General features: G+C 45.6%; 17 protein-coding genes and 2 tRNA genes. 15 read left to right on the top strand and 4 right to left on the bottom strand.

The genetic code is table 11. The features are described 5' to 3' along the window. Positions 1-26 precede the first annotated feature (26 nt). The 4 genes from BN161_RS30895 (at position 27) to BN161_RS00455 (ending at position 9,386) form a co-directional block, all read left to right on the top strand. A complete protein-coding gene (locus tag BN161_RS30895; RefSeq protein ID WP_074435077.1) occupies positions 27-3,233 on the top strand; it encodes an alpha-d-galacturonidase in 3,207 nt (1,068 codons plus the stop codon). Positions 3,234-3,257: 24 nt separating this feature from the next. Next, positions 3,258-4,664, top strand: coding sequence for a glycoside hydrolase family 88/105 protein (locus BN161_RS00445; RefSeq protein ID WP_044262091.1), 1,407 nt, complete (start codon positions 3,258-3,260; stop codon positions 4,662-4,664). A gap of 20 nt (positions 4,665-4,684) precedes the next feature. Continuing rightward, the gene (gene rhaM, locus BN161_RS00450; RefSeq protein WP_044262093.1) at positions 4,685-4,999 is read left to right on the top strand and encodes an L-rhamnose mutarotase; all 315 of its coding nucleotides are present in this window, start codon (positions 4,685-4,687) and stop codon (positions 4,997-4,999) included. A 76-nt stretch (positions 5,000-5,075) separates the two neighbouring features. Continuing rightward, the gene (locus BN161_RS00455) at positions 5,076-9,386 is read left to right on the top strand and encodes a hybrid sensor histidine kinase/response regulator transcription factor (protein WP_044262095.1); all 4,311 of its coding nucleotides are present in this window, start codon (positions 5,076-5,078) and stop codon (positions 9,384-9,386) included. 56 nt (positions 9,387-9,442) lie between these two features. Here BN161_RS00455 and guaA read toward each other — a convergent pair whose 3' ends face one another. Beyond that, positions 9,443-10,996, bottom strand: coding sequence for a glutamine-hydrolyzing GMP synthase (guaA, locus tag BN161_RS00460; protein WP_044262097.1), 1,554 nt, complete (start codon positions 10,994-10,996; stop codon positions 9,443-9,445). Between the two features lie 394 nt (positions 10,997-11,390). Next, the gene (gene mscL / locus BN161_RS00465; protein ID WP_044262383.1) at positions 11,391-11,828 is read right to left on the bottom strand and encodes a large-conductance mechanosensitive channel protein MscL; all 438 of its coding nucleotides are present in this window, start codon (positions 11,826-11,828) and stop codon (positions 11,391-11,393) included. Positions 11,829-11,967: 139 nt separating this feature from the next. Here mscL and gap point away from each other — a divergent pair, with 139 nt between their 5' ends. The 7 genes from gap to BN161_RS00500 all read left to right on the top strand — a co-directional run bounded on the left by gap (position 11,968) and on the right by BN161_RS00500 (position 19,269). Next, positions 11,968-12,978, top strand: a complete 1,011-nt coding sequence (gap, locus tag BN161_RS00470; protein ID WP_007215415.1) for a type I glyceraldehyde-3-phosphate dehydrogenase — start codon at positions 11,968-11,970, stop codon at positions 12,976-12,978. Positions 12,979-13,161: 183 nt separating this feature from the next. Beyond that, entirely contained in the window at positions 13,162-15,219 is a 2,058-nt protein-coding gene (locus BN161_RS00475) for a M3 family metallopeptidase (protein WP_044262100.1), read from the top strand. Next, positions 15,216-15,737 carry a DUF4847 family protein gene (locus BN161_RS00480; protein WP_044262107.1) on the top strand — a complete coding sequence of 174 codons (522 nt, stop codon included), beginning with the start codon at positions 15,216-15,218 and terminating at the stop codon, positions 15,735-15,737. The genes BN161_RS00475 and BN161_RS00480 overlap by 4 nt, the downstream gene beginning before the upstream one ends. 4 nt (positions 15,738-15,741) lie before the next feature. Then, positions 15,742-16,203: a dCMP deaminase family protein gene (locus tag BN161_RS00485; RefSeq protein ID WP_007212662.1), complete on the top strand. Its 462-nt coding sequence runs from the start codon at positions 15,742-15,744 to the stop codon at positions 16,201-16,203. Between the two features lie 87 nt (positions 16,204-16,290). Continuing rightward, positions 16,291-18,033 (top strand): S41 family peptidase, encoded by a 1,743-nt coding sequence (locus tag BN161_RS00490; protein WP_044262110.1) that lies wholly within the window; start codon positions 16,291-16,293, stop codon positions 18,031-18,033. Next, the gene (locus BN161_RS00495) at positions 17,975-18,481 is read left to right on the top strand and encodes a 5-formyltetrahydrofolate cyclo-ligase (protein WP_007215411.1); all 507 of its coding nucleotides are present in this window, start codon (positions 17,975-17,977) and stop codon (positions 18,479-18,481) included. Before BN161_RS00490 ends, BN161_RS00495 begins: the two co-directional genes overlap by 59 nt. Continuing rightward, on the top strand, positions 18,478-19,269 hold the full coding sequence (locus tag BN161_RS00500) for a histidinol-phosphatase (RefSeq protein WP_044262112.1): 792 nt from the start codon (positions 18,478-18,480) through the stop codon (positions 19,267-19,269). Before BN161_RS00495 ends, BN161_RS00500 begins: the two co-directional genes overlap by 4 nt. A 3-nt stretch (positions 19,270-19,272) precedes the next feature. Here the strand turns inward: BN161_RS00500 and BN161_RS00505 are convergent, their stop codons facing one another. Together BN161_RS00505 and recF are read right to left on the bottom strand one after the other, a co-directional pair. After that, on the bottom strand, positions 19,273-19,563 hold the full coding sequence (locus tag BN161_RS00505; RefSeq protein ID WP_007212658.1) for a DciA family protein: 291 nt from the start codon (positions 19,561-19,563) through the stop codon (positions 19,273-19,275). Continuing rightward, the gene (recF, locus tag BN161_RS00510; RefSeq protein WP_022208806.1) at positions 19,560-20,672 is read right to left on the bottom strand and encodes a DNA replication/repair protein RecF; all 1,113 of its coding nucleotides are present in this window, start codon (positions 20,670-20,672) and stop codon (positions 19,560-19,562) included. The genes BN161_RS00505 and recF overlap by 4 nt, the downstream gene beginning before the upstream one ends. A gap of 297 nt (positions 20,673-20,969) precedes the next feature. Here recF and BN161_RS00515 point away from each other — a divergent pair, with 297 nt between their 5' ends. The 4 genes from BN161_RS00515 (at position 20,970) to BN161_RS00530 (ending at position 22,521) form a co-directional block, all read left to right on the top strand. Further along, positions 20,970-21,653, top strand: coding sequence for a tetratricopeptide repeat protein (locus BN161_RS00515; RefSeq protein ID WP_044262115.1), 684 nt, complete (start codon positions 20,970-20,972; stop codon positions 21,651-21,653). A 136-nt stretch (positions 21,654-21,789) separates the two neighbouring features. Further along, complete coding sequence (gene ribH, locus BN161_RS00520) at positions 21,790-22,284, top strand: 6,7-dimethyl-8-ribityllumazine synthase (protein WP_044262116.1); 495 nt, start codon at positions 21,790-21,792, stop codon at positions 22,282-22,284. Positions 22,285-22,357: 73 nt separating this feature from the next. After that, positions 22,358-22,440, top strand: a tRNA-Tyr gene (locus BN161_RS00525). An 8-nt stretch (positions 22,441-22,448) separates the two neighbouring features. After that, a tRNA-Gly gene (locus BN161_RS00530) sits at positions 22,449-22,521 on the top strand. Positions 22,522-22,710: the final 189 nt, after the last annotated feature.

Consider the following 22,710-nt stretch of genomic DNA (forward strand, 5'->3'; position numbering starts at 1 on the left):
GCAATTAATGAAAAACAAAATATATCATGAAAAAACCTTGTTTTAAATCCTTGGTCGGCATAGCTGCCATTGCAGTGATTGCGCTGGGCTTATCGGGTGCTATACCTGCTCCCCAATATAAGGCTGTCGCCGTCAACGCACCTTTCGCCATGGAGCCGATAAAGGAATTTATTTTCCCCAACCGTGATTTTTCCATCGCAAATTATGGAGCAGTAAAAGGAGGGAAAACTATAAATACAAAAGCCATCGCTAAGGCCATCAAGGCATGCAATCGCGCCGGTGGCGGCCGTGTAGTGATTCCTGCCGGCGAGTGGCTTACAGGCCCCGTACATCTGATGAGCAATGTGAACCTGTATTTATCCGACGGTGCCATACTGCGCTTCACAGACAATCCGGAAGACTATCTGCCTGCCGTGATGACGTCATGGGAAGGTATGGAATGTTACAACTATTCTCCTTTGGTGTATGCTTTCGACTGTGAAAATGTAGCCATCACCGGAACCGGAACACTGCAACCCATCATGGACACGTGGCGTAAATGGTTTAAACGCCCCAAACCACACATGGATGCGCTTGCAGAACTCTACACAATGGCCTCAACGGATGTTCCGGTGGAAAAAAGACAGATGGCGAAAGGAGAAAATAATCTTCGCCCGCACCTGATACACTTCAACAGATGTAAGAACGTCTTGCTCGATCAGTTCAAGATTCGTGAAAGCCCCTTTTGGACCATACATTTGTATATGTGCGATGGCGGTATTGTTCGCAATCTGGACGTATATGCCCACGGACACAATAACGATGGTGTCGATCTGGAAATGAGCCGGAACTTCCTGATAGAAGATTGTAAGTTTGATCAGGGAGATGACGCGGTTGTTATTAAAGCCGGACGCAACCAGGATGCCTGGCGGCTGGATACCCCATGTGAGAATATTGTAATCCGTAACTGTAACATTATAAAAGGACATACATTACTGGGCATCGGTAGCGAAATGTCGGGTGGCATACGCAACGTATATATGCACGATTGCGCAGCACCAGACTCCGTGTTCCGCCTCTTCTTTGCCAAAACGAATCACCGCCGGGGAGGTTTCATCGAAAACATCCACATGGAGAATGTGAAAGCAGGCAAGATGCAGCGTGTACTCGAAATTGATACGGATGTACTCTACCAATGGCGTAATCTGGTGCCTACTTACGAGGAACGTATCACCCGTATCGATGGTCTGTACATGACTAACGTGGCCTGTGAACGCACCGAGGCCATCTACGATCTGAAAGGTGATGCCAAACTGCCTGCAAAGAACGTCGTTATAAAGAACGTGCATGCCGATGAAGTTACGAAATTCATCAAGAACGTACATAACGTAGAGAATGTAACGGAAGAGAACGTGACGTACGGCCGCTTCCGCAACGCGGCGAACGCTCCGGCTTATGATTATTCAAAGCTACAAAAGGAAAAGTTGGGTCGTGGTGTAGTAGCCATCCGTGAGAACCCGGCAGAAGTAGCTGTTTCCTGGAGATACCTCTCGTCCGACCCCGAGAACACAGCGTTCAACCTCTATCGGGACGGAAAGAAGATAGCTGAAGTACCTGCTACAACGGGAACCTTCTACCGGGATGCCTATAAAGGAAAGAAAGCAGCTACGTACACCGTAAAACCCGTTGTAAACGGTGTGGAAACAGGGCATATCGAGGGCAACTATACACTGCCGGCGAAGGCGCCTATAGGATACATCAATATTCCGCTGGACCATCCGGCGGATGGGGTCACCCCTTCGGGACAAGCATTCACCTATATACCCAATGACGCTTCTATCGGTGATGTCGACGGGGATGGGGAATATGAGATTATTCTGAAATGGGATCCATCGAACGCACATGATAATGCCCATGACGGCTATACTGGAAATGTCCTTTTCGATTGCTACCGATTGACGGGTGAACGGCTCTGGCGCATTGATATGGGACACAATGTCCGTGCAGGTGCGCACTACACTCAATTCATGGTATATGATTTCGACGGCGACGGCTGTGCGGAGATCATCATGAAGACTTCTGACGGGACCATCGACGGAAAAGGTAAAGTGATTGGGGATGCCGCGGCCGACTATCGCGAACCGGGTACCCCTGCCAATCAAGGTCGCATCCTGAAGGGTAATGAGTACCTCACCGTCTTCAATGGACGCACAGGTGCCGCTATGCAGACTATCGATTATGTTCCTGCACGCGGAAATCTGGCAGATTGGGGAGATAACCGCGCCAACCGAAGCGACCGTTTCCTGGCAGCTGTTGCCTATCTGGATGGCATCCATCCCAGTGTAGTGATGTGCCGCGGATATTACACCCGCACTGTACTTGCAGCTTTCGATTGGGATGGAAAAGAACTGAAACAACGTTGGATATTCGACAGTAATACCCCGGAATACAAGGCTTATGCAGGACAAGGCAACCATAACCTCCGTATAGCAGATGTAGATGGGGATGGATGTGACGAAATTATATATGGCTCCTGCGCCATCGATAATAATGGTAAAGGGCTTTACTCTACCGGAATGGGACACGGAGATGCTATGCATCTGACGAAGTTCTCGCCTGACATGCCCGGACTTCAGCTTTGGGATTGCCATGAAAACAAGCGCGACGGTTCCAGCTTCCGCGATGCAGCAACAGGAAAAGTATTGTTTCAGGTGAAAAGCAGAATAGACGTAGGCCGTTGCATGGCCGCCGATATCGACCCGACGAACCCCGGCGTGGAGATGTGGTCGTGGGAATCGAAAGGGCTACGCAATATCAAGGGAGAAGTAGTCAATCCCAATATCAAAACATTCTCTGCCAATATGGCTGTGTGGTGGGACGGCGATTTACTCCGTGAATTGCTGAACAAGAATGTGGTATCCAAGTACGATTGGGAAACCGGCGTCTGCAAACCGCTCGTCACATTCGAAGGTGCTGTATCGAACAACGGAACCAAAGCAACTCCCTGCCTGCAAGGCGATATTCTGGGTGACTGGCGCGAAGAAGTGCTGCTGCGCACGGAAGACAATACGGCACTACGCCTCTACATATCGCCCATAGCAACTGATTACCGTTTCCATACTTTCCTGGAAGATCCGGTTTACAGGATCAGTATTGCTACACAAAACGTAGCATACAACCAACCGACACAGCCCGGTTTCTATTTCGGACCTGATCTGAAAGGAAGTTTCAGAGGATATGAATTTAAAAAGTAATTATATAATGTAGTATTTAAAAGTATGAACATAAAGACATTCTGCCTGACAGGCACCTTACTGTTACTCAGCATCGGCACTTATGCCCAGAAAAAGAAGGAAGCTATCAATGACTCCAACACCCCGCTGCACCTGTTGCAACCGGAGTATAAAGTACCCTATAAAGCTCTTTCTACTACTGAAGTAAAAACCGACATCGACCGCATTCTCCGTTATCTGGAAAAGACTACTCATACCCGTGTGGTCAGTGAGAAGACCGGAAAAGTTATCACTGATTATAGTAACCTGCCTGCCGACGCCCAATTGGAACGCGGCGCCTTCCGCCTGGCCAGTTATGAGTGGGGAGTTACTTATTCGGCTATGATGGCAGCTGCCGAAGCCACCGGAGACGCAGCTTACATGAAATATGTTACTGATCGCTTCAAGTTTCTCGCCGAAGTGGCTCCGCATTTTCGTAATCTGCTCGAAAAGAATGGTACTGCCGACCCCCAAATGAAGCAAATCCTGACGCCTCATGCACTTGACGATGCCGGTGCCGTATGTGCTGCTATGATTAAGGCACAATTGCAGGATAAATCTCTCAACCTCTATCCTTTGATAGATAATTATCTCGACTTCATTCTGAACAAAGAATACCGCCTTGCCGACGGAACCTTTGCCCGCATCCGTCCACAACTCAACACGCTTTGGCTGGATGATATGTTCATGGGCGTTCCTCCCGTAGCCTGGTACTCTCGTATGGCAGATAAAGAACAGTCCAAATATCTGGCCGAAGCCGTTCGCCAAATCTTCCAATTTGCCGAACGTATGTGGGTACCCGAGAAGAAACTCTTCCGTCACGGTTGGGTAGAAGGTATGGGGGATCATCCGGCCTTCTTCTGGGGACGTGCCAACGGTTGGGCGCTGCTCACCATGACCGAAGTGCTGGACGTAATGCCGGCCAACCATCCCCAGCGTGAAAAGCTCATGAACCTCTTTCGTGAACACGTCCGCGGACTGGCTGCTCTTCAAAGTGGCGAAGGATTCTGGCATCAACTGTTAGATCGTAACGATTCCTATCTGGAAACTTCAGCAACTGCTATCTATGTCTACTGCATCTCCCACGCCATCAACCAAGGTTGGCTCGATGCAATGGCTTACGGTCCCGTAGCGCAGCTCGGTTGGCATGCAGTTTCTACACAGATCAATGCAGAAGGACAGGTAGAAGGCACCTGTGTGGGCACCGGAATGGCATTCGACCCTGCATTCTACTATTACCGCCCGGTCAATGTGTATGCCGCACACGGCTATGGTCCTGTAATCTGGGCAGGAGCTGAAATGATCAACCTGCTGAATAAACAGCATCCTAAAATGAACGACAGTGCCATTCAGTATTACCATACTGAACAGAAGACTACCGCACCGATCTTCAGTGTCAGTAAACCCGATTAACCCTCAATGAATAATATATCATGAAAAGAGAAGCATTTAAAATGTTCCTGAAGCCCGGCTTCGAAAAGGAATACGAGAAAAGACATGCAGCCATCTGGCCCGAACTGAAAAAGATGTTATCCGACGGCGGAGTATATGACTACTCCATCTATTGGGACCGCGACACCAACATCCTCTTTGCCTGCCAGAAGACGCGGGGTGAAGAATCCTCGCAGGATATGGGTACCAATCCCATTGTACAAAAATGGTGGGATTACATGGCGGACATCATGGAAGTAAATCCGGATAATTCTCCGGTAACCATACCCTTGCCCGAGGTATTCCACATGGAATAAACCTTAAAAGTGCATTGAAGTTAGTCTTCAATGCGCTTTTTTCCTTATTTTTGCTACATACCAAAATCTATGAAATATGAAAAAGCACTTCTCACTCGTGTGCCTGTACTTATTGCTCTCCATTCTTAACACCTCAGCCTCTGTAGAAGTACGTTCTACCCATATGACTACCGCCGACGGGCTTGCCAATAATTCCGTCTGCTATGTATTCCAGGACAGCAAAGGGTTTATATGGATGGGAACCCTGAACGGACTCAGTCGCTACGACGGCAATACCTTCATCACCCTCCTGCCCGAAGGCGATACTCAGCCCGGACGCCTCTCCCTCTCCTCCAACCACGTCCGCTCCATCAGCGAAGACCGTAACGGCTTCCTGTGGCTCGAAACCTCCGGTGAATTCTTCAACTGTTACGACCTGAAGGCAGAACGTTTCGTCGACTTCACCGGCCGCGGCGAATACCGCCAGCACTACGATCGCAAGGCCGAAGCTCCCAATGGAGATATATGGCTGTGGAACAGTCACAACGGCTGCCGCCTCATCACCTACCACAATGGTGATTTTTCATCCGTTGCCTACAAGAAATCCAGCGGAAACCTACCTTCGGACAGCGTAGCCTATGTCTATCCCGACCCGCACGGCAACATCTGGATAGGTACTGACCACGGTGTGGCCCTCGTCAGCAGTGCACAGACTGTCATTGTCGACAACAACAACGCCTTTGCCGCACAGAACTTCGAAAAAGATGTCTTTTTTCTCTCTACCGATGGCATCATCAACCGTAAGAGTGGTACTGCACCCACTGCAACCTCCGCCCGCCTGCCACGTGGCGAAGGCGGCATCACCCTGTATGGCACACTCCGCCTGCAAAACGAGTGGGTCATCTTCACCAACACCGGCGGCTACTTGTTCGATATGAAGACCCAACACGTCAGCCGCCACCCGGAACTCGACATCCGTAACGGCAACGTGCTGACGGATAACCGGGGGGACTTCTGGATCTACAACAACACCGGCCAGGTATGGTACGTCAACGCCACTACCCGCGCCGTTAAAACCTTCCGCCTCTCCCCTCCCGATAAACTGAACTATGTGGACATGGAACGCTACCACATCGTACACGACTCCCGGGGCATTATCTGGATCTCCACCTACGGCAACGGACTCTTCGCCTACAACGCTACCACAGAAGAACTCCAGCACTTCGGCTTCCAGATTGACGGCTTCAGCCATATCAGCTCCAACTATCTGCAATACATCATGGAAGACAGTTCCGGTGCCATCTGGGTCAGTTCAGAATACACCGGCATCGCCCGCCTTACTATCCTGAACGAAGGCATCAAACGCATTTACCCCGAAGCCATCTCCCTGTCCGACCGCTCCAATACCGTCCGCATGATTACCCGCCTCAAGAACGATGACATCTGTATCGGTACCCGTGGTGGTGGTGTCTATACCTACGACCCGCCGATCAACACACAGAAAAAAGAAGTTCACTACAACTCCAACATATACGCCATGGCTGAGGATTTAAACGGCACCCTGTGGATGGGTAGCCGTGGCGAAGGTCTCTGCATTGGCGAAAAATGGTATGTCAACCACTCCAACGATGCCCATTCCATTAGTAACAACCATATCTTTACCCTCTACTGCGACCGCAAAGACCGCATGTGGATAGGCACCTTCGGCGGCGGATTGGACCTTGCCATCAAAGAGAACAACGGATACACCTTCCGCCACTTTTTCACTAAAACTTTCGGACAACGCCGCACACGCACCATCATCGAAGACTCGAGCGGTTGGATATGGGTAGGAAATAGTGACGGAGTCTACGTCTTCTCCCCCGATTCCCTGCAAGCTGACCCGCAAAACTATCTGACCTATAATTACAACAACGGAAAACTGCGCAGCAACGAAATCAAGTGCATCTATCAGGACACCCGGGGCCGGATATGGATTGGTTCCTCCGGTGGCGGCCTCAGTATGTGCATTCCCGGCACCGACTACCGCAACCTTACCTTCAAGCATTACGGCACCAGTAACGGCCTCGTCAACGATATGGTTCAAGCCATCGCTGAAGACAAGCAAGGCAACCTATGGATTGCCACCGAATACGGTATCTCTCGCTTCAATCCCGAAACGCAAGCTTTCGACAATTACTTTTTCTCAGCCTATACATTGGGTAACGTCTACAGTGACAATAGCTCGTGCGTCAGCAAAAACGGCAGTCTGCTGTTCGGTACCAACTACGGCTTGCTGGTCATCAACCCCGAGCAAATGGGAAACAATCCTGTACTCAATTCCTCAATCACCTTCACCAACCTTCAGGTGAACGGAATATCCATGCGCCCGGGCGACCCCGACTCCCCACTCTCCAGCGCCATGATGTACACCGACGAAATAGAACTGAAGCACTTTCAGAGATCATTTGTAATAGACTTCACCACATTCGATTATTCAAAGACCAACAGCTACACCTACACCTATCGACTGGAAAACTATGACAAAGAATGGAGCAGCCCCTCTCCACTCAGCTTTGCATCCTACAAGAACTTACCACCGGGCAAGTACAGTCTGCACGTAAAAATCTGCAATGCCACCGGCATCTTGGGCGATCAGGAAGCTGTTCTGAAGATTACCATCACTCCTCCTTTCTGGAAAACCACTTGGGCATTCCTTATCTATGCCTTCTTGCTGACAGTCATATTGTACATCACCTACAGACTGATACGCAACTTCAACCTCCTGCGCAACAAAGTACAGGTAGAGAAGCAATTGACGGAATACAAGCTCGTATTCTTCACAAACATCTCACACGAATTCCGCACTCCCCTAACCCTGATTCAAGGAGCATTGGAAAAGATACAGAGCATAGACAAAGTCCCCAAGGAAATGGTCAATTCACTGAAGGTGATGAACAAGAGCACCCAGCGCATGCTCCGTCTCATCAACCAACTGTTGGAGTTCCGGAAGATGCAGAACAACAAACTTGCCCTCTCCCTGGAAGAAACAGACGTCATGGGCTTTCTTCATGAAATATTCCTTAGTTTTAAGGATACTGCGACATCCAAGAATATGGATTTCCGCTTCCAGCCTTCAGCGGCTTCCTACAAGATGTTCATCGACAAAGGGAATCTGGACAAAGTTGTCTACAATCTCCTGTCCAATGCCTTCAAGTACACCCCGAGCAATGGCAAAGTCATCCTTTCAGCTATCGTCGATGAGGACAGAAAATGCTTGGAAATCTCTGTAGCTGACACAGGAATCGGTATTGCCAAAGAAAAACGGGGAGAATTGTTCAAACGCTTCATGCAAAGTAACTTTTCAAGCAATAGTACAGGTATAGGACTACATCTGACACACGAACTGGTAAATGTCCATAAAGGGACTATCAATTATGATGAGAACCAGGGAGGAGGATCTGTTTTCACTGTTTCACTCCCTATCGACATCAGTGTATATGAAGAAAAAGATTTCCTGATTCCTCACAATGCCTTTCTGGAAGAGAAAGCATATAAACCGGAAAGTAATGAAGAAGAAAAAAGCCTGGAAGTAAATGTAACAAAGAAAAAAGAGCCTTCGAACCAGTACAAATTGCTCATCATAGAGGATGACAACGACGTACGCGAATTCTTGAAAGAAGAATTCAAACTTTATTTTGAAGTTGTTACTGAAGCAGACGGCCTTTCCGGTCTGGAACGTGCACGTACATACGATGCCGATCTCATCATCTGTGATGTACTGATGCCGGGACCCACAGGCTTCGAAGTTACCCAAAAGCTTAAAAATGATTTCGACACCAGCCACATCCCCATCATATTATTAACAGCCATGAGCTCGGCAGAAAATCACCTGAAAGGCGTGGAAAGCGGAGCGGATGCATATATCACCAAACCATTCAGTCCCAAGCTATTGCTGGCAAGAGTATTCCAGCTGATAAAGCAACGTGAAAAGTTACGGAAGAAATTCTCGGATGATCCGGGAATGATTACTCCTGCTATCTGTACGTCAGAGAAAGACAAACAATTTGCCGATAAGCTTCAGGTTATTCTGGAAGAACAGATTAGTAATAGCGAATTCGCCGTAGATGACCTTGCTTCAGTAATGGGACTGGGACGTTCCACTTTCTATCGCAAGGTACGTGGAATAACCGGCTATTCCCCCAATGAATACATGCGTATCATCCGCATGAAGAAAGCTGCCGAGCTTTTACTTGAAAATCGTTATACAGTGGCAGAGGTATCTTACAAGATAGGCATCGAAGACCCATTCTATTTCAGCAAATGCTTCAAAAAACAGTTCGGAGTATCTCCATCCGTATATTTACGTGGTAAGAATGACCCGAAAGAAAAGGAGGTTGATGACAAAGAAGAAGACATTCCTGAATGATAACACATGCAAAAAGCCCCGGGATATTCAGCATTCCGGGGCTTTCTGTATATGAATCACTCCCACTCTATCGTTGCAGGCGGTTTTGACGAAATATCATAAGTTACCCGGTTCACCCCTTTCACCTTATTAATAATATCATTGGAAACCTTACCCAGGAATTCGTAAGGCAAATGTGCCCAGTCTGCCGTCATAGCATCCGTAGAAGTCACAGCACGCAGCGCAATGGCACGTTCATACGTACGTTCATCTCCCATCACACCAACTGATTGCACGGGAAGCAAGATAACGCCCGCCTGCCAAACCTGATGATAAAGAGAAGTTTCGCTACCATCAGCTTCTTTCACTTTCCAGTCACGCAAGCCCTGAATAAAGATATCATCCGCATTTTGCAAAATAGCTACTTTCTCCGGAGTAATATCACCCAAAATACGCACAGCCAAACCGGGTCCAGGGAAAGGATGACGAGTAATCAGATGTTCAGGCATACCCAATCCGCGACCTACACGGCGAACCTCATCTTTAAACAACAAGCGAAGCGGCTCACAAAGTTTCAGGTGCATCTTTTCAGGTAAACCACCTACATTATGATGACTCTTAATAACCGTACCGGTAATAGAAAGAGACTCGATACAATCAGGATAGATCGTACCCTGTGCCAGCCATTTCACATCTTTAATCTTATGGGCCTCCTCATCAAATACTTCGATAAAACCTTTGCCTATAATCTTACGCTTTTCCTCAGGCTCCGTTACACCTGCCAGTTCTGCAAAGAACTTGGCACTGGCATCTACGCCGATAACATTCAGACCGAGACATTCATAATCGTGTAGTACATTCTTGAACTCATTCTTACGGAGCATGCCGTGATCTACGAAGATACAAGTCAGATTCTTACCGATAGCGCGGTTCAGCAATACAGCAGCTACGGAAGAATCCACACCACCGCTCAAACCGAGAACTACCTTATCGTCACCCAACTGTTCCTTCAATTCGGCAACCGTTGTTTCAATAAAGGAAGCAGCACTCCAGTCCTGTTTGCAACCGCAAACATCCACCACGAAATTCTTCAGCATCCGCGTGCCATCTTCGCTGTGAAATACTTCCGGATGGAACTGTACTCCCCACACCTTTTCGTTCTCTATCTGATAAGCAGCAATCGCCACCTTATCCGTCGAAGCTATTTTTTTGAAATTGGAAGGGATAACCGTAATTGTGTCTCCGTGACTCATCCACACCTGTGTATTTTCCTTCACGTCCTTGAACAGCACATTATCCTTGTCAAAAGAGCTCAAGTGTGCACGTCCGTACTCACGACTTCCGGCAGGTTCCACCTTGCCGCCATTGGTATAAGCGATAAACTGCGCACCGTAGCAGATACCCAGAATAGGATACTTTCCACGAATTTCACTCAGATCAGCTTTAAATGCACTTTCATCGTATACAGAGAACGGGCTTCCCGAAAGAATAACCCCCTTTACACTCTCATCCCCCTCCGGGAACTTATTATAAGGTAAAATTTCGCAATACGTATTCAATTCACGGACACGACGGGCTATAAGCTGCGTAGTCTGCGAACCAAAATCAAGAATGACAATCTTTTCTTGCATATAATCTGTATGGATTTAATTAAAATGTTCCGCAAAAGTAGAAAAAAGTAAGAAAATAACGGGAATAATAGCCAGAAAATCTATATTTCATAACATAATTAATGAATTTGGTAACCGGAAAGACACATAGAACATAGTCAAATCAGCTTTAAAAACATTACTGATAATCAAGATATTACAAGGAGTTAACTTCCTGTCAACAAAGAGTTAATTTCTTGTCGACAGGAAGTTAACTCCTTGCTGACAGGGAATGAATTGTCCCGTTTTTCCTACCGCCTATTACCCTCACCGTATCCGATCCGTATTTGCTCCGTACCTAAGCGTTTGGACCAGATACGGCCCAGGTACGGGCCAGACACGGACCGGGTACAGTGAGGATTATTTTTTGTTCTTTTTATCGTTTTTCTTTCAAGATATCCCTGATTTCTGTCAGTAAGACTTCTTCTTTACTAGGTGCAGGAGGAGCAGGAGGTGCTGCGGGAGCTTCTGTCTCCTTCTTAGCCGTCAGCCTGGTCAGCAACTTGATGAACAGGAAAATAGAAAAAGCAATAATGAGAAAGTCAAACGTCACTTGCAGGAAATTTCCATAATTCAAGGTTACGGCGGCAATCTCTTTACCGTCCACAACTTCAGCAGGTTTCATCACCCACTTCAGGTCCGTAAAGTTCACACCTCCCACCAATAAACCGAGAGGCGGCATGATAATATCTGCCACAACAGAAGATACAATTTTACCAAACGCGCCACCGATGATTACACCGACAGCCATATCTATCACATTGCCTTTCATGGCAAATGATTTAAAATCTTGTAAAAATGAACTTTTTCCCATCACTTCCATTATTTAATTATAAAATTAAGTGCGAATATAAAAACATTTTCTTACTTTTGCACCGCATTTCAGAAATAAATGCGCAAGAGAAGAGAGATATTTGAACAAATATTATAAAACCCTTAAAAGTTTAAACAAAATGATTAAAGTAGGTATTAATGGATTCGGACGTATCGGACGTTTCGTATTCCGCGCTGCAATGGAAAGAAACGATATTCAAATCGTTGGTATTAACGACCTTTGCCCGGTAGATTACTTGGCTTACATGCTGAAGTATGACACTATGCACGGTCAGTTTAACGGCTCTATCGAAGCAGATGTTGAAAACAGCAAGCTGATCGTTAACGGCCAAGCTATCCGCATCACTGCAGAAAGAAACCCGGCTGACTTGAAATGGGATGCTGTAGGTGCAGAATACGTAGTTGAATCTACTGGTTTGTTCCTGAGCAAAGACAAAGCTCAAGCTCACATCGAAGCTGGTGCAAAATATGTAGTAATGTCTGCTCCTTCTAAAGATGACACCCCGATGTTCGTTTGCGGTGTAAACGAAAAAACATACGTGAAAGGTACTCAATTCGTATCTAACGCTTCTTGTACTACTAACTGTTTGGCTCCTATCGCTAAAGTATTGAACGACAAGTTCGGTATCTTGGATGGTTTGATGACTACAGTTCACTCTACAACTGCTACCCAGAAGACAGTTGACGGTCCTTCTATGAAAGACTGGAGAGGTGGTCGTGCCGCTTCTGGCAACATCATCCCGTCTTCTACCGGTGCTGCTAAGGCTGTAGGTAAAGTAATCCCTGCTTTGAACGGCAAATTGACTGGTATGTCTATGCGTGTTCCGACTTTGGACGTATCTGTAGTTGACTTGACAGTTAACTTGGCTAAACCGGCTACTTACGCTGAAATCTGTGCTGCTATGAAAGAAGCTTCAGAAGGCGAATTGAAGGGTATCCTGGGTTACACTGAAGATGCAGTAGTTTCTTCTGACTTCTTGGGTGACGCTCGTACTTCTATCTTCGATGCAAAAGCTGGTATCGCTTTGACTGATACTTTCGTAAAAGTTGTATCTTGGTATGACAACGAAATCGGTTACTCTAACAAGGTTCTTGACCTGATCGCTCACATGGCTTCAGTTAACAACTAATAAGCAGAGTACAAAATAATATTTAAAACAGGCAATCTCGACGAGGTTGCCTGTTTTTTGTTAAAATACAACGGGTTATTCATTAAATCAGCTATTTTTTTTGCACTTTTGCGGTTAGATTATTTTTACCGAACCTAAGTAAGTATGATAAAATTAAAACTAACGCTAACATTACTCTGCTTTATGAATATAATACAGGCTCAAAACCCTTTTTTTGAAAAGTATTCTACGCCTCACGGTACTATCCCGTTTGAAAAGATAAAGACCGAACATTATGAACCCGCCATTCGTGAAGGTATCAACCGTCACAATGCGGAGATTGATGCTATTACCAATAACCCGGAAGCGGCTACATTCGCCAACACGGTCGCTGCTTACGAGAAGTCCGGCGAACTGTTGAACCAAGTCAGCACTGTATTCGGCAATCTGCTGAGTGCGGAAACCAACGATGACATGCAGGAACTGGCAAAATCCATCATGCCGTTGCTGAGCGAACATGGCAATAACATCACTCTGAATGAGAAGTTATTTGCACGCATTAAGGCAGTGTATGACCAGAAAGACCAGGCTAATCTTACTCCCGAGCAAAATAAGCTGCTGGAGAAGGTGTACAATAGCTTTGTTCGCAGTGGAGCTAATCTCGAAGGAGAAGCCAAAGAGCAATACCGTGCTCTGAGCAAAGAACTTAGCTTGCTAACCCTGCAATTCGGAGAAAACAACCTGAAAGAAACCAACGACTATAAACTGGTACTGACAGACCCTGCACAACTTGCCGGCCTGCCGCAAAGCGCCATTGATGCAGCCGCAGAAACTGCCAAAGAAAAAGGCGTGGAAGGATGGGTATTCACCTTGCAGGCCCCCAGTTATAGCCCGTTTATGACGTATGCCAGTAACCGCGATTTGCGTTGTAAGCTTTATATGGCATATAATACCAAATGTACCCATAACAATGAAACCAACAATCTGGAGATTGTAAAGAAGCTTGTTAATACCCGCCTGGCTATTGCGCAACTTTTGGGATACAGCAGTTTTGCTGAATATAACCTAAAAGAGCGAATGGCAGAAAACAGTGGCAATGTATATAAACTGCTGGATCAGCTACTGGACGCTTACACTCCCACCGCCAAGCAAGAATATGCAGAGGTAGAGGCTTTGGCACGCCAACTGGAAGGCAGTGACTTCACAGTGATGCCTTGGGACTGGTCTTATTATTCCCATAAACTGAAAGACCAGAAATTCCGGATAGATGATGAAATGCTCCGTCCCTATTTTGAACTGAGCAAGGTAAAAGACGGTGTATTCGGTCTGGCCACCCGCTTGTATGGCATTACTTTCAAGAAAAACAGCGATATACCGGTATACCATAAGGATGTGGATGCATATGAGGTATTCGACAAAGACGGCAAATTCCTGTCCGTGCTCTATACAGACTTCCATCCCAGAGACGGTAAACGTGCAGGCGCATGGATGACTTCTTATAAAGAACAATGGATTGACGAGACAACCGGTGAAAACAGTCGTCCACACATATCTATTGTGATGAACTTCACCAAGCCGACAAAAGACAAGCCTGCCTTACTGACATTTGGTGAACTGGAGACATTCCTGCATGAATTTGGGCATAGCCTGCATGGTATGTTCGCGAATTCCACCTATGAAAACCTGAGCGGTACAAATGTATATTGGGACTTTGTGGAACTTCCCTCTCAATTCATGGAAAACTTCGCTATTGAAAAGGAGTTCCTTCACACATTTGCCAGACATTATCAGACCGGAGAACTCATCCCGGACGAATTGGTACAGCGCATTGTAGATTCTTCTAATTTCGATGCCGCTTATGCCTGCCTGCGTCAAGTTAGCTTTGGATTACTGGATATGGCATGGTACACCCGTACTACCCCATTTGATGGCGACGTGAAGGTTTATGAAAAAGAAGCATGGAAGAAAGCACAGATTCTTCCTATGGTAGAAGATGCCTGTATGAGTACACAGTTCTCGCATATCTTTGCCGGAGGTTATTCTGCCGGATATTACAGCTATAAATGGGCGGAAGTTCTGGATGCAGATGCTTTCTCACTGTTTAAACAAAAAGGAATCTTCAATCCGGAAGTAGCCGCTTCCTTCAGGGAAAACATTCTTTCCAAAGGAGGAACAGAACACCCGATGACACTATACAAACGCTTTCGCGGACAAGAACCAACTATTGATGCATTATTAATCAGAAATGGAATAAAGAAATGAAAAAGATGAAGACCTATATACAGTTACTGTTAGTCGCTCTCTTCTTACCCGTATTGAGCGCTTGTGATCAGGAAGACGATGTCATTGACATCTTCACCGGAAAAACCTGGTACATGACTTACATTGCAGTGGAAGGGCAAAACAAAATGTACGACTTCTGGCAAAACGATCAAGATGCCAGAGAAAAAAGTTTTAAGACGATTACAGGAGATAATTACACTTTAGTGTTTGAAGGTGCTAACGTAAACGATGTAGCAATCGGGACTTTTAGCGGGAAAGCCACCAGCGCCTCTGTCAATGGTGACTGGAGTGCAAATGGGGATAATCGGGAATTAAAGATTACCATAAAAAATGGAGGAGGAACCGATGGGGATAAGTATTTAGGTAAGGCCTTTATGGACGGACTAAAGAGTGCATTCAAATATGGAGGAGATAATAAGAATCTATATATTTATTACAAAGAGGGACAGACTGTAAAGTTCATCTCTTTCGCTCCACAACGTAACTCAGGTAATTAAGACTATGGAAGGTTCTGCTAAAGAAAAACAAGAAGCACTGGACAAGCGTTATATACGTATGGCAAGTATCTGGGCGGAAAATTCATATTGTAAACGCCGCCAGGTAGGTGCACTCATCGTCAAAGATAAAATGATCATTTCTGACGGGTATAACGGAACGCCTGCCGGTTTTGAAAATGTATGTGAAGACGATAACAACGTTACCAAACCTTACGTGTTGCATGCCGAGGCGAATGCAATCACGAAAATAGCACGCTCTAACAATAGCAGCGACGGTGCCACTATGTATGTCACCGCTTCGCCATGCATCGAATGTTCAAAACTGATTATCCAGGCAGGTATCAAACGAGTGGTTTACTCCGAAAAGTACCGTTTGGAAGACGGTATCGAACTTTTGAAGCGTGCAGGTATCGAGGTAGTTTATGTAGCTACAAGTGACGAGCTACAGGCTACAAGTAAAGAATAAAGACCTTAAACAAACAATAAACTAAAATCTGCGAAGCATACCAGCCACCACTCGTAGCTTGTAGCTCGTAGCTAACAACTAAAAGATATGAGTACAAAAAACTCTTCCCGCTTTACCCCGCTCGTCATTGCAATCAGCGTGGTAATGGGAATTCTGATCGGAACATTTTATGCCAGGCATTTCGCCGGAAATACGCTGGGCATTATTAATGGCTCGTCCAACAAGCTGAATGCTTTGTTGCGGGTTGTTGAAGACCAGTATGTAGACACCGTCAACATGACGGATCTTGTGGAAAAAGCAATGCCACAGATATTGGCTGAGTTAGACCCCCACTCTACTTACATTCCTGCCCAGAATCTGGAGGAAGTTAATTCAGAGTTGGAAGGCAGTTTCAGCGGTATCGGTATTCAATTCACCATTCAGGATGATACGATTCATGTGAACAGTGTCATTCAAGGCGGTCCGTCCGAGAAAGTAGGACTGATGGCAGGCGACCGCATCGTTATGGTAGACGACAGCTTGTTCGCCGGAATAAAACTGACCAATGAGAAAGCCATGCGCACTTTGAAAGGTCCGAAAGGAACCAAAGTGAAATTGGGTGTCAAACGTGCTACAGAAAAAGATTTGCTGGACTTCGTCATCACCCGCGGTGATATTCCACAGAATACAATTGATGCAGCTTATATGCTCAGCAATGATTATGGATATATTCAAATCAGTAAGTTCGGACGTACCACTCATGTAGAACTGCTGAATGCTATTGCTCAACTCAGTCATCAGAATTGTAAGGGAATTATTATTGACTTGCGCGACAACACCGGTGGTTACATGGAGGCTGCCGTGCGTATGGTGAATGAATTCCTGCCGGAAGGACAACTTATTGTCTATGCCCAGGGACGCAAATACCCCCGTATGGAAGATTATGCCAACGGAACAGGCAGTTGCCAGAAAATGCCTTTGGTTGTGCTGACCAATGAAAGTTCGGCATCCGCCAGTGAAATCTTTGCAGGAGCAATTCAGGATAATGACCGTGGTACAATCGTAGGACGCCGTTCATTCGGAAAAGGATTGGTACAACAACCGATTGACTTTAGCGATGGCTCTGCTATCCGCCTGACAATCGCCCGCTACTATACTCCATCCGGTCGTTGCATACAACGTCCGTATAAGAATGGTAAGGACGCCAAGTACGAAATGGATTGGCTGACCCGCTACGAGCATGGTGAATTCTTCTCTAAGGATAGCATCAAGCTGGACGAGAATTTGCGCTACTCCACCCGTCTGGGACGTCCCGTTTACGGTGGTGGTGGTATTATGCCGGACGTATTCGTACCGCAGGATACCACAGGAACCTCTTCTTATCTGATTGAAGTGCTCAATAAAGGACTGACTTTACAGTTCAGCTTCCAGTATTCCGACCGCAACCGGGCTAAACTGAATGAGTTCGAAAATGAAGAAGACATGCTGAAATATCTTCGTCAGCAAGGCATCGTAGAACAGTTTATCCGTTTTGCAGACAGTAAGGGAGTGAAGAGACGCAATATCCTTATTCACAAGTCCTACAAGCTGATGGAAAGAAACCTTTATGGAAACATTATCTATAATATATTAGGCAGGGAGCCTTATATAAGGTATATCAACCAGGGCGATCCTACCGTACAAAAGGCATTGGAAATTCTGGAGAACGGCGAAGCATTTCCCAAAGCTCCGGAAGATGTTGTGAAAGAAGAAACGAAAGATGAAGGAAAGAAAAAAAGAACTGCGGAAGCGTATGGCATTGTTAAAGACCCGGCACGGGCTTACCACTACGCATCAATCCCAGTCTGCTGAAATACTTGCCGCCCTGGAAGCCCACCCGGCTTTCAGGGCGGCACATATCGTCCTGCTCTATTATTCACTGAAGGACGAAGTCGATACGCATGAATTTGTCCGGAAGTGGAGCCGTGAAAAGCGGATATTGCTTCCGGTTGTCGTAGGTGACGATCTGGAATTGCGTGTCTATACCGGTCCCGAAGATCTGGCAACAGGAAGTTATGGTATTGAAGAACCTACCGGAGAACTCTTCACCGACTATGCAGCTATCGACTTTGTCGCCGTTCCCGGCGTAGCTTTCGATAATGCAGGTAACCGTCTGGGTAGAGGCAAAGGTTATTATGACCGATTGCTCCCCCGCCTCACGGCTTTCAAAGCCGGCATCTGTTTTCCTTTTCAATTAGTGGAAGAAGTGCCTGCGGAGCCATTCGACATCCGCATGGATACGATTATAACAATTCAATGAAAACAAATTATCACACTCATACTACCCGTTGCATGCACGCTACGGGTAGCGACGAAGACTACGTGCTCAGCGCCATCAAAGGCGGCTATCAGGAACTGGGATTTTCAGACCACACTCCGTGGAAGTATCACACCGATTATGTGGCTGACATGCGTATGCTCCCCGAAGAATTACCCGGATACGTAGAAAGTCTGCGCTCGCTCCGCGAGAAATACCGGGATCAGATCAGTATCAAAATCGGATTGGAATGCGAGTATTTTCCCGCTTATATTCATTGGCTGAAAGAAAAAATCAAAGAGTATCAACTGGATTATATCCTGTTCGGCAATCACCATTACCATACAGATGAGAAGTTCCCTTACTTCGGGCATCATACCGAGAACCTCGATATGATGGAACTCTATGAAGAGAGTGCCATCGAGGGAATGGAGAGTGGTTTATTCTGCTGTCTGGCTCACCCGGATTTATTCATGCGCTCATATCCTCAGTTCGACCGTCATTGTAAGTTAATCAGCCGCCATATCTGCCGCACAGCCGCACGCCTTCATATTCCGCTGGAATATAATATCGGTTATGTAGCTTATAATGAGGCGCACAATTTGCAGACTTATCCCTGCCCGGACTTCTGGCACATTGCCGCCAATGAAGGTTGTACTGCCATCATCGGGCTGGATGCGCATAACAATAAAGACTTGGAAACGCCTGTTTATTACAATCGTGCCATAGAAGAATTGAAAGCATTGAAGATACAGAGAGTGGATAGTTTATCACTGATAACTAACCACTAATCCCTATCTGAATATGATATTCGTGATTACCTGCGCACCTACATGACGGTTCAGGTTACGTACCAGCAAGTCACGCCCCATCATCAGCTCCTGGCGCAGAGCGGCAGAGGTCAGATGAACATATAAAATCTGATTGCGGATATAGAGTTCGCGGGTATAAGAGGCAATAGTGGGGCCAAGAATTTCCGCCCATGAGTTGATGAGCCGCTGCTCATTGAGTGGCGACTCCAGACTCTCCTGCCGAAGGAAAGTACGTATCAGTTTACCTATTTGTTCGGCATCGTTACGCTTCATGCTTCATCCTCCTCCCGTTCTGTTATGACTCCTTGATCTACCTGGAACATTTTGTAATCGCTGCCTACCTTATGAAGAATGCGATCCAGATGTTCCCGGTTCGTGTCTGTTATGAATATCTGCCCAAAGTTATCACCGGCTACCAACTTGATGATCTGCTCTACGCGGGAGGCATCCAGTTTATCGAAGATATCATCCAGCAGAAGCAAAGGCACTGTGGTGCCGGTCCTTTTCAGGAAATCAAACTGAGCCAATTTCAGGGCAACAAGATAGGTTTTGTTTTGCCCCTGCGAACCTTCCCGCTTGATAGGAAAATCACCCAGAAGCATATTCAGTTCATCTTTGTGAATGCCATGCAGAGAGTATCCCATAATCTGGTCACGCACACGACTTGCTTTTATTACATCTAACAGGGATGCGTCACGGGCATGCGAATCATAAGTCAGCCCTACCTGCTCCTTATCTTGTGAGATAAAAGAATAAAATGACTGGAAAATAGGAATGAATTCACTGATAAAAGCCTCCCGCTTGCGGAAAACAATCTCACCGGCCTGTGCCATCATCTCTTCCCAAATGAGAAACAACTCTTCTTCTACCGGGACTTCACTTTTCAACAACGTATTTCGTTGAGCCAACGCTTTATTATAGCGTATCAGAGCTTCCAGATACTCTTTATCATACTGCGAAATTACGACATCCATAAAGCGCCGACGCTCGTCACTGCCTCCGGCAATCAATTCTGAGTCGGCAGGAGAAACCATGACCAGAGGCAAGAATCCGATATGATCGGACAAGCGGGTATATTCCTTTTTATTCCGCTTGAATTGTTTCTTTTGCCTGCGCTTCATACCGCAATAGATCTCTTCCGGCGTACCGTCGGGAGCTTCATAGAAACCTTGAATGACAAAGAATTCCTGATCATGGCGGATGTTTTGCGAGTCGATAGGATTGCCCGAACTCTTACAAAACGAAAGGAAATAAATGGCATCGAGCAAATTCGTTTTCCCCATGCCGTTCTGTCCGAAAAAACAGTTCAACTTGGGTGAGAATGAGAGCTCAACTTGTTCCAGATTCTTATAATTAAGTATGGATATACGTTTCAGTATCATATTACAGCAGTAAATTCAGTTACAAAGATAATGCAAAATCTCGATTTAGTGAGCGAAAAGAGAATTCATTCTTTTTTCCGAATGTGAGAGATTTATCTAAACCGAATGCAGTACAAAATAAACATGCTTATTTTTAATGCGGAGGTGAAGCTTAGCTTATCAAAAAGTAGGAAGAATTTCGGGTTTTCAAGTGTAAAAGAAAAAAAGATGCCGCTAAATTTCGTTGATACCTATAAAAAAGTTACTTTTGCGGGTCGAAATGGCTAAATAAGAATAATAACAAAAAGAATATATAAAATGGCAGAACAAAAGAAAGCTAACGAAGCCCTGAATGTGGAAGAAGCATTGTCACAATCGGAGGCATTTCTCATTAAAAACAAAAAAGCAATTATCGGCGCTGTAGTAGCAGTAATCATCATCGTAGCCGGTATAGTAATGTACAAGAACCTTTATGCTGAACCGCGGGAAGAAAAGGCACAGGCTGCATTGTTCAAAGGACAGGAATACTTTGAGGCCGACCTTTACGAACAGGCATTGAATGGCGACAGTATCGGATTCGTAGGTTTCGCTAAAATTGCTGACGAATACAGTGGAACCAAAGCTGCCAACCTGGCAAAAGCATATATGGGTATCTGCTACGCTCACCTGGGACAATACGAAGCTGCTGTGAAAGCACTGGATAGCTTCAGCGGAAAAGACCAGATGATAGCTCCTGCAATGAAAGGTGCAATGGGTAACTGCTACGCACAATTAGGCCAGCTAGACAAAGCTGCTTCTATGTTGCTGAGCGCTGCTGACGAAGCTGATAACAATTCACTCAGTCCTATCTACTTGCAACAAGCCGGAGAAATCCTCGTTAAGCAAGGCAAGTATGACGACGCTATCAAAGCATATACCAAGATTAAGGACAAATATTTCCGTTCTTACCAGTCAATGGATATCGATAAGTACATCGAGCAAGCCAAACTGCTGAAGAAGTAATATACCTTATTATATAGTATATCAGACACGGGTTACACAGATTTTACACGGATAAAAAAGAAACAACCGTGAAATCCGTGTAATCCGTTTCTTTTTTATCCCCCTTTTATTTTTAATTATTAATTTTAGAATAACTATGGCAACAGCTTATCATAACCTTTCAGACTACGACTTCAACTCTGTTCCTGATGCTAAAGAAATGAAGTTCGGCATTGTTGTTTCTGAGTGGAACTTCAATATCACCGGAAAACTTTTAGAGGGCGCAATAAATACTTTAAAAAAACATGGTGCCAGAGACGAAAACATTTTGGTGAAAACAGTTCCGGGTAGCTTTGAATTAATTTTTGGAGCCAACCAATTCATTGAATATAGTAATGTGGATGCAGTTATTGCAATTGGTTGCGTAGTTAGAGGAGATACTCCACATTTTGACTATGTTTGTATGGGAAGCACCAACGGAATTGCTCAACTGAACGCAACTGGCAACGTACCAGTTATTTACGGATTAATTACCACCAATACAATGGAGCAAGCCGAGGACCGCGCCGGTGGCAAACTGGGTAACAAAGGTGACGAATGTGCAATTACTGCAATAAAAATGATCGATTTTGCTTGGAGTTTACAAAAATAGTCGTATCTTTGCACCGCAATTGAGAAACAAAGCTACTCAATGAGAGAATTGAGATAGATTTCAAAGTGCAAAAGGGCAAATACCAGAGTGGCCAAATGGGGCAGACTGTAAATCTGCTGTCTTTCGACTTCGGTGGTTCGAATCCATCTTTGCCCACAAAAATTGCGGAAGTAGCTCAGTTGATAGAGCATTAGCCTTCCAAGCTGAGGGTCGCGGGTTTGAGCCCCGTCTTCCGCTCTTAGAGAGAATCTTGATAGTCAAATAATTAGCTATCAGGATTTCTCTTTTTTTATAGTCCATAAAAAAACAAATATGCAAACCGGAAATAATTAGCGAAACACTTGACATCACCTTCTCAATATCGTATCTTTGTAACATCCTTTTATAGATAATCTTTATTCAACTTTGCATTAAACTACATTTCAT

This window comes from Bacteroides timonensis, assembly GCF_000513195.1.
In the GTDB taxonomy this organism is placed as follows: Bacteria; Bacteroidota; Bacteroidia; order Bacteroidales; family Bacteroidaceae; genus Bacteroides; species Bacteroides timonensis.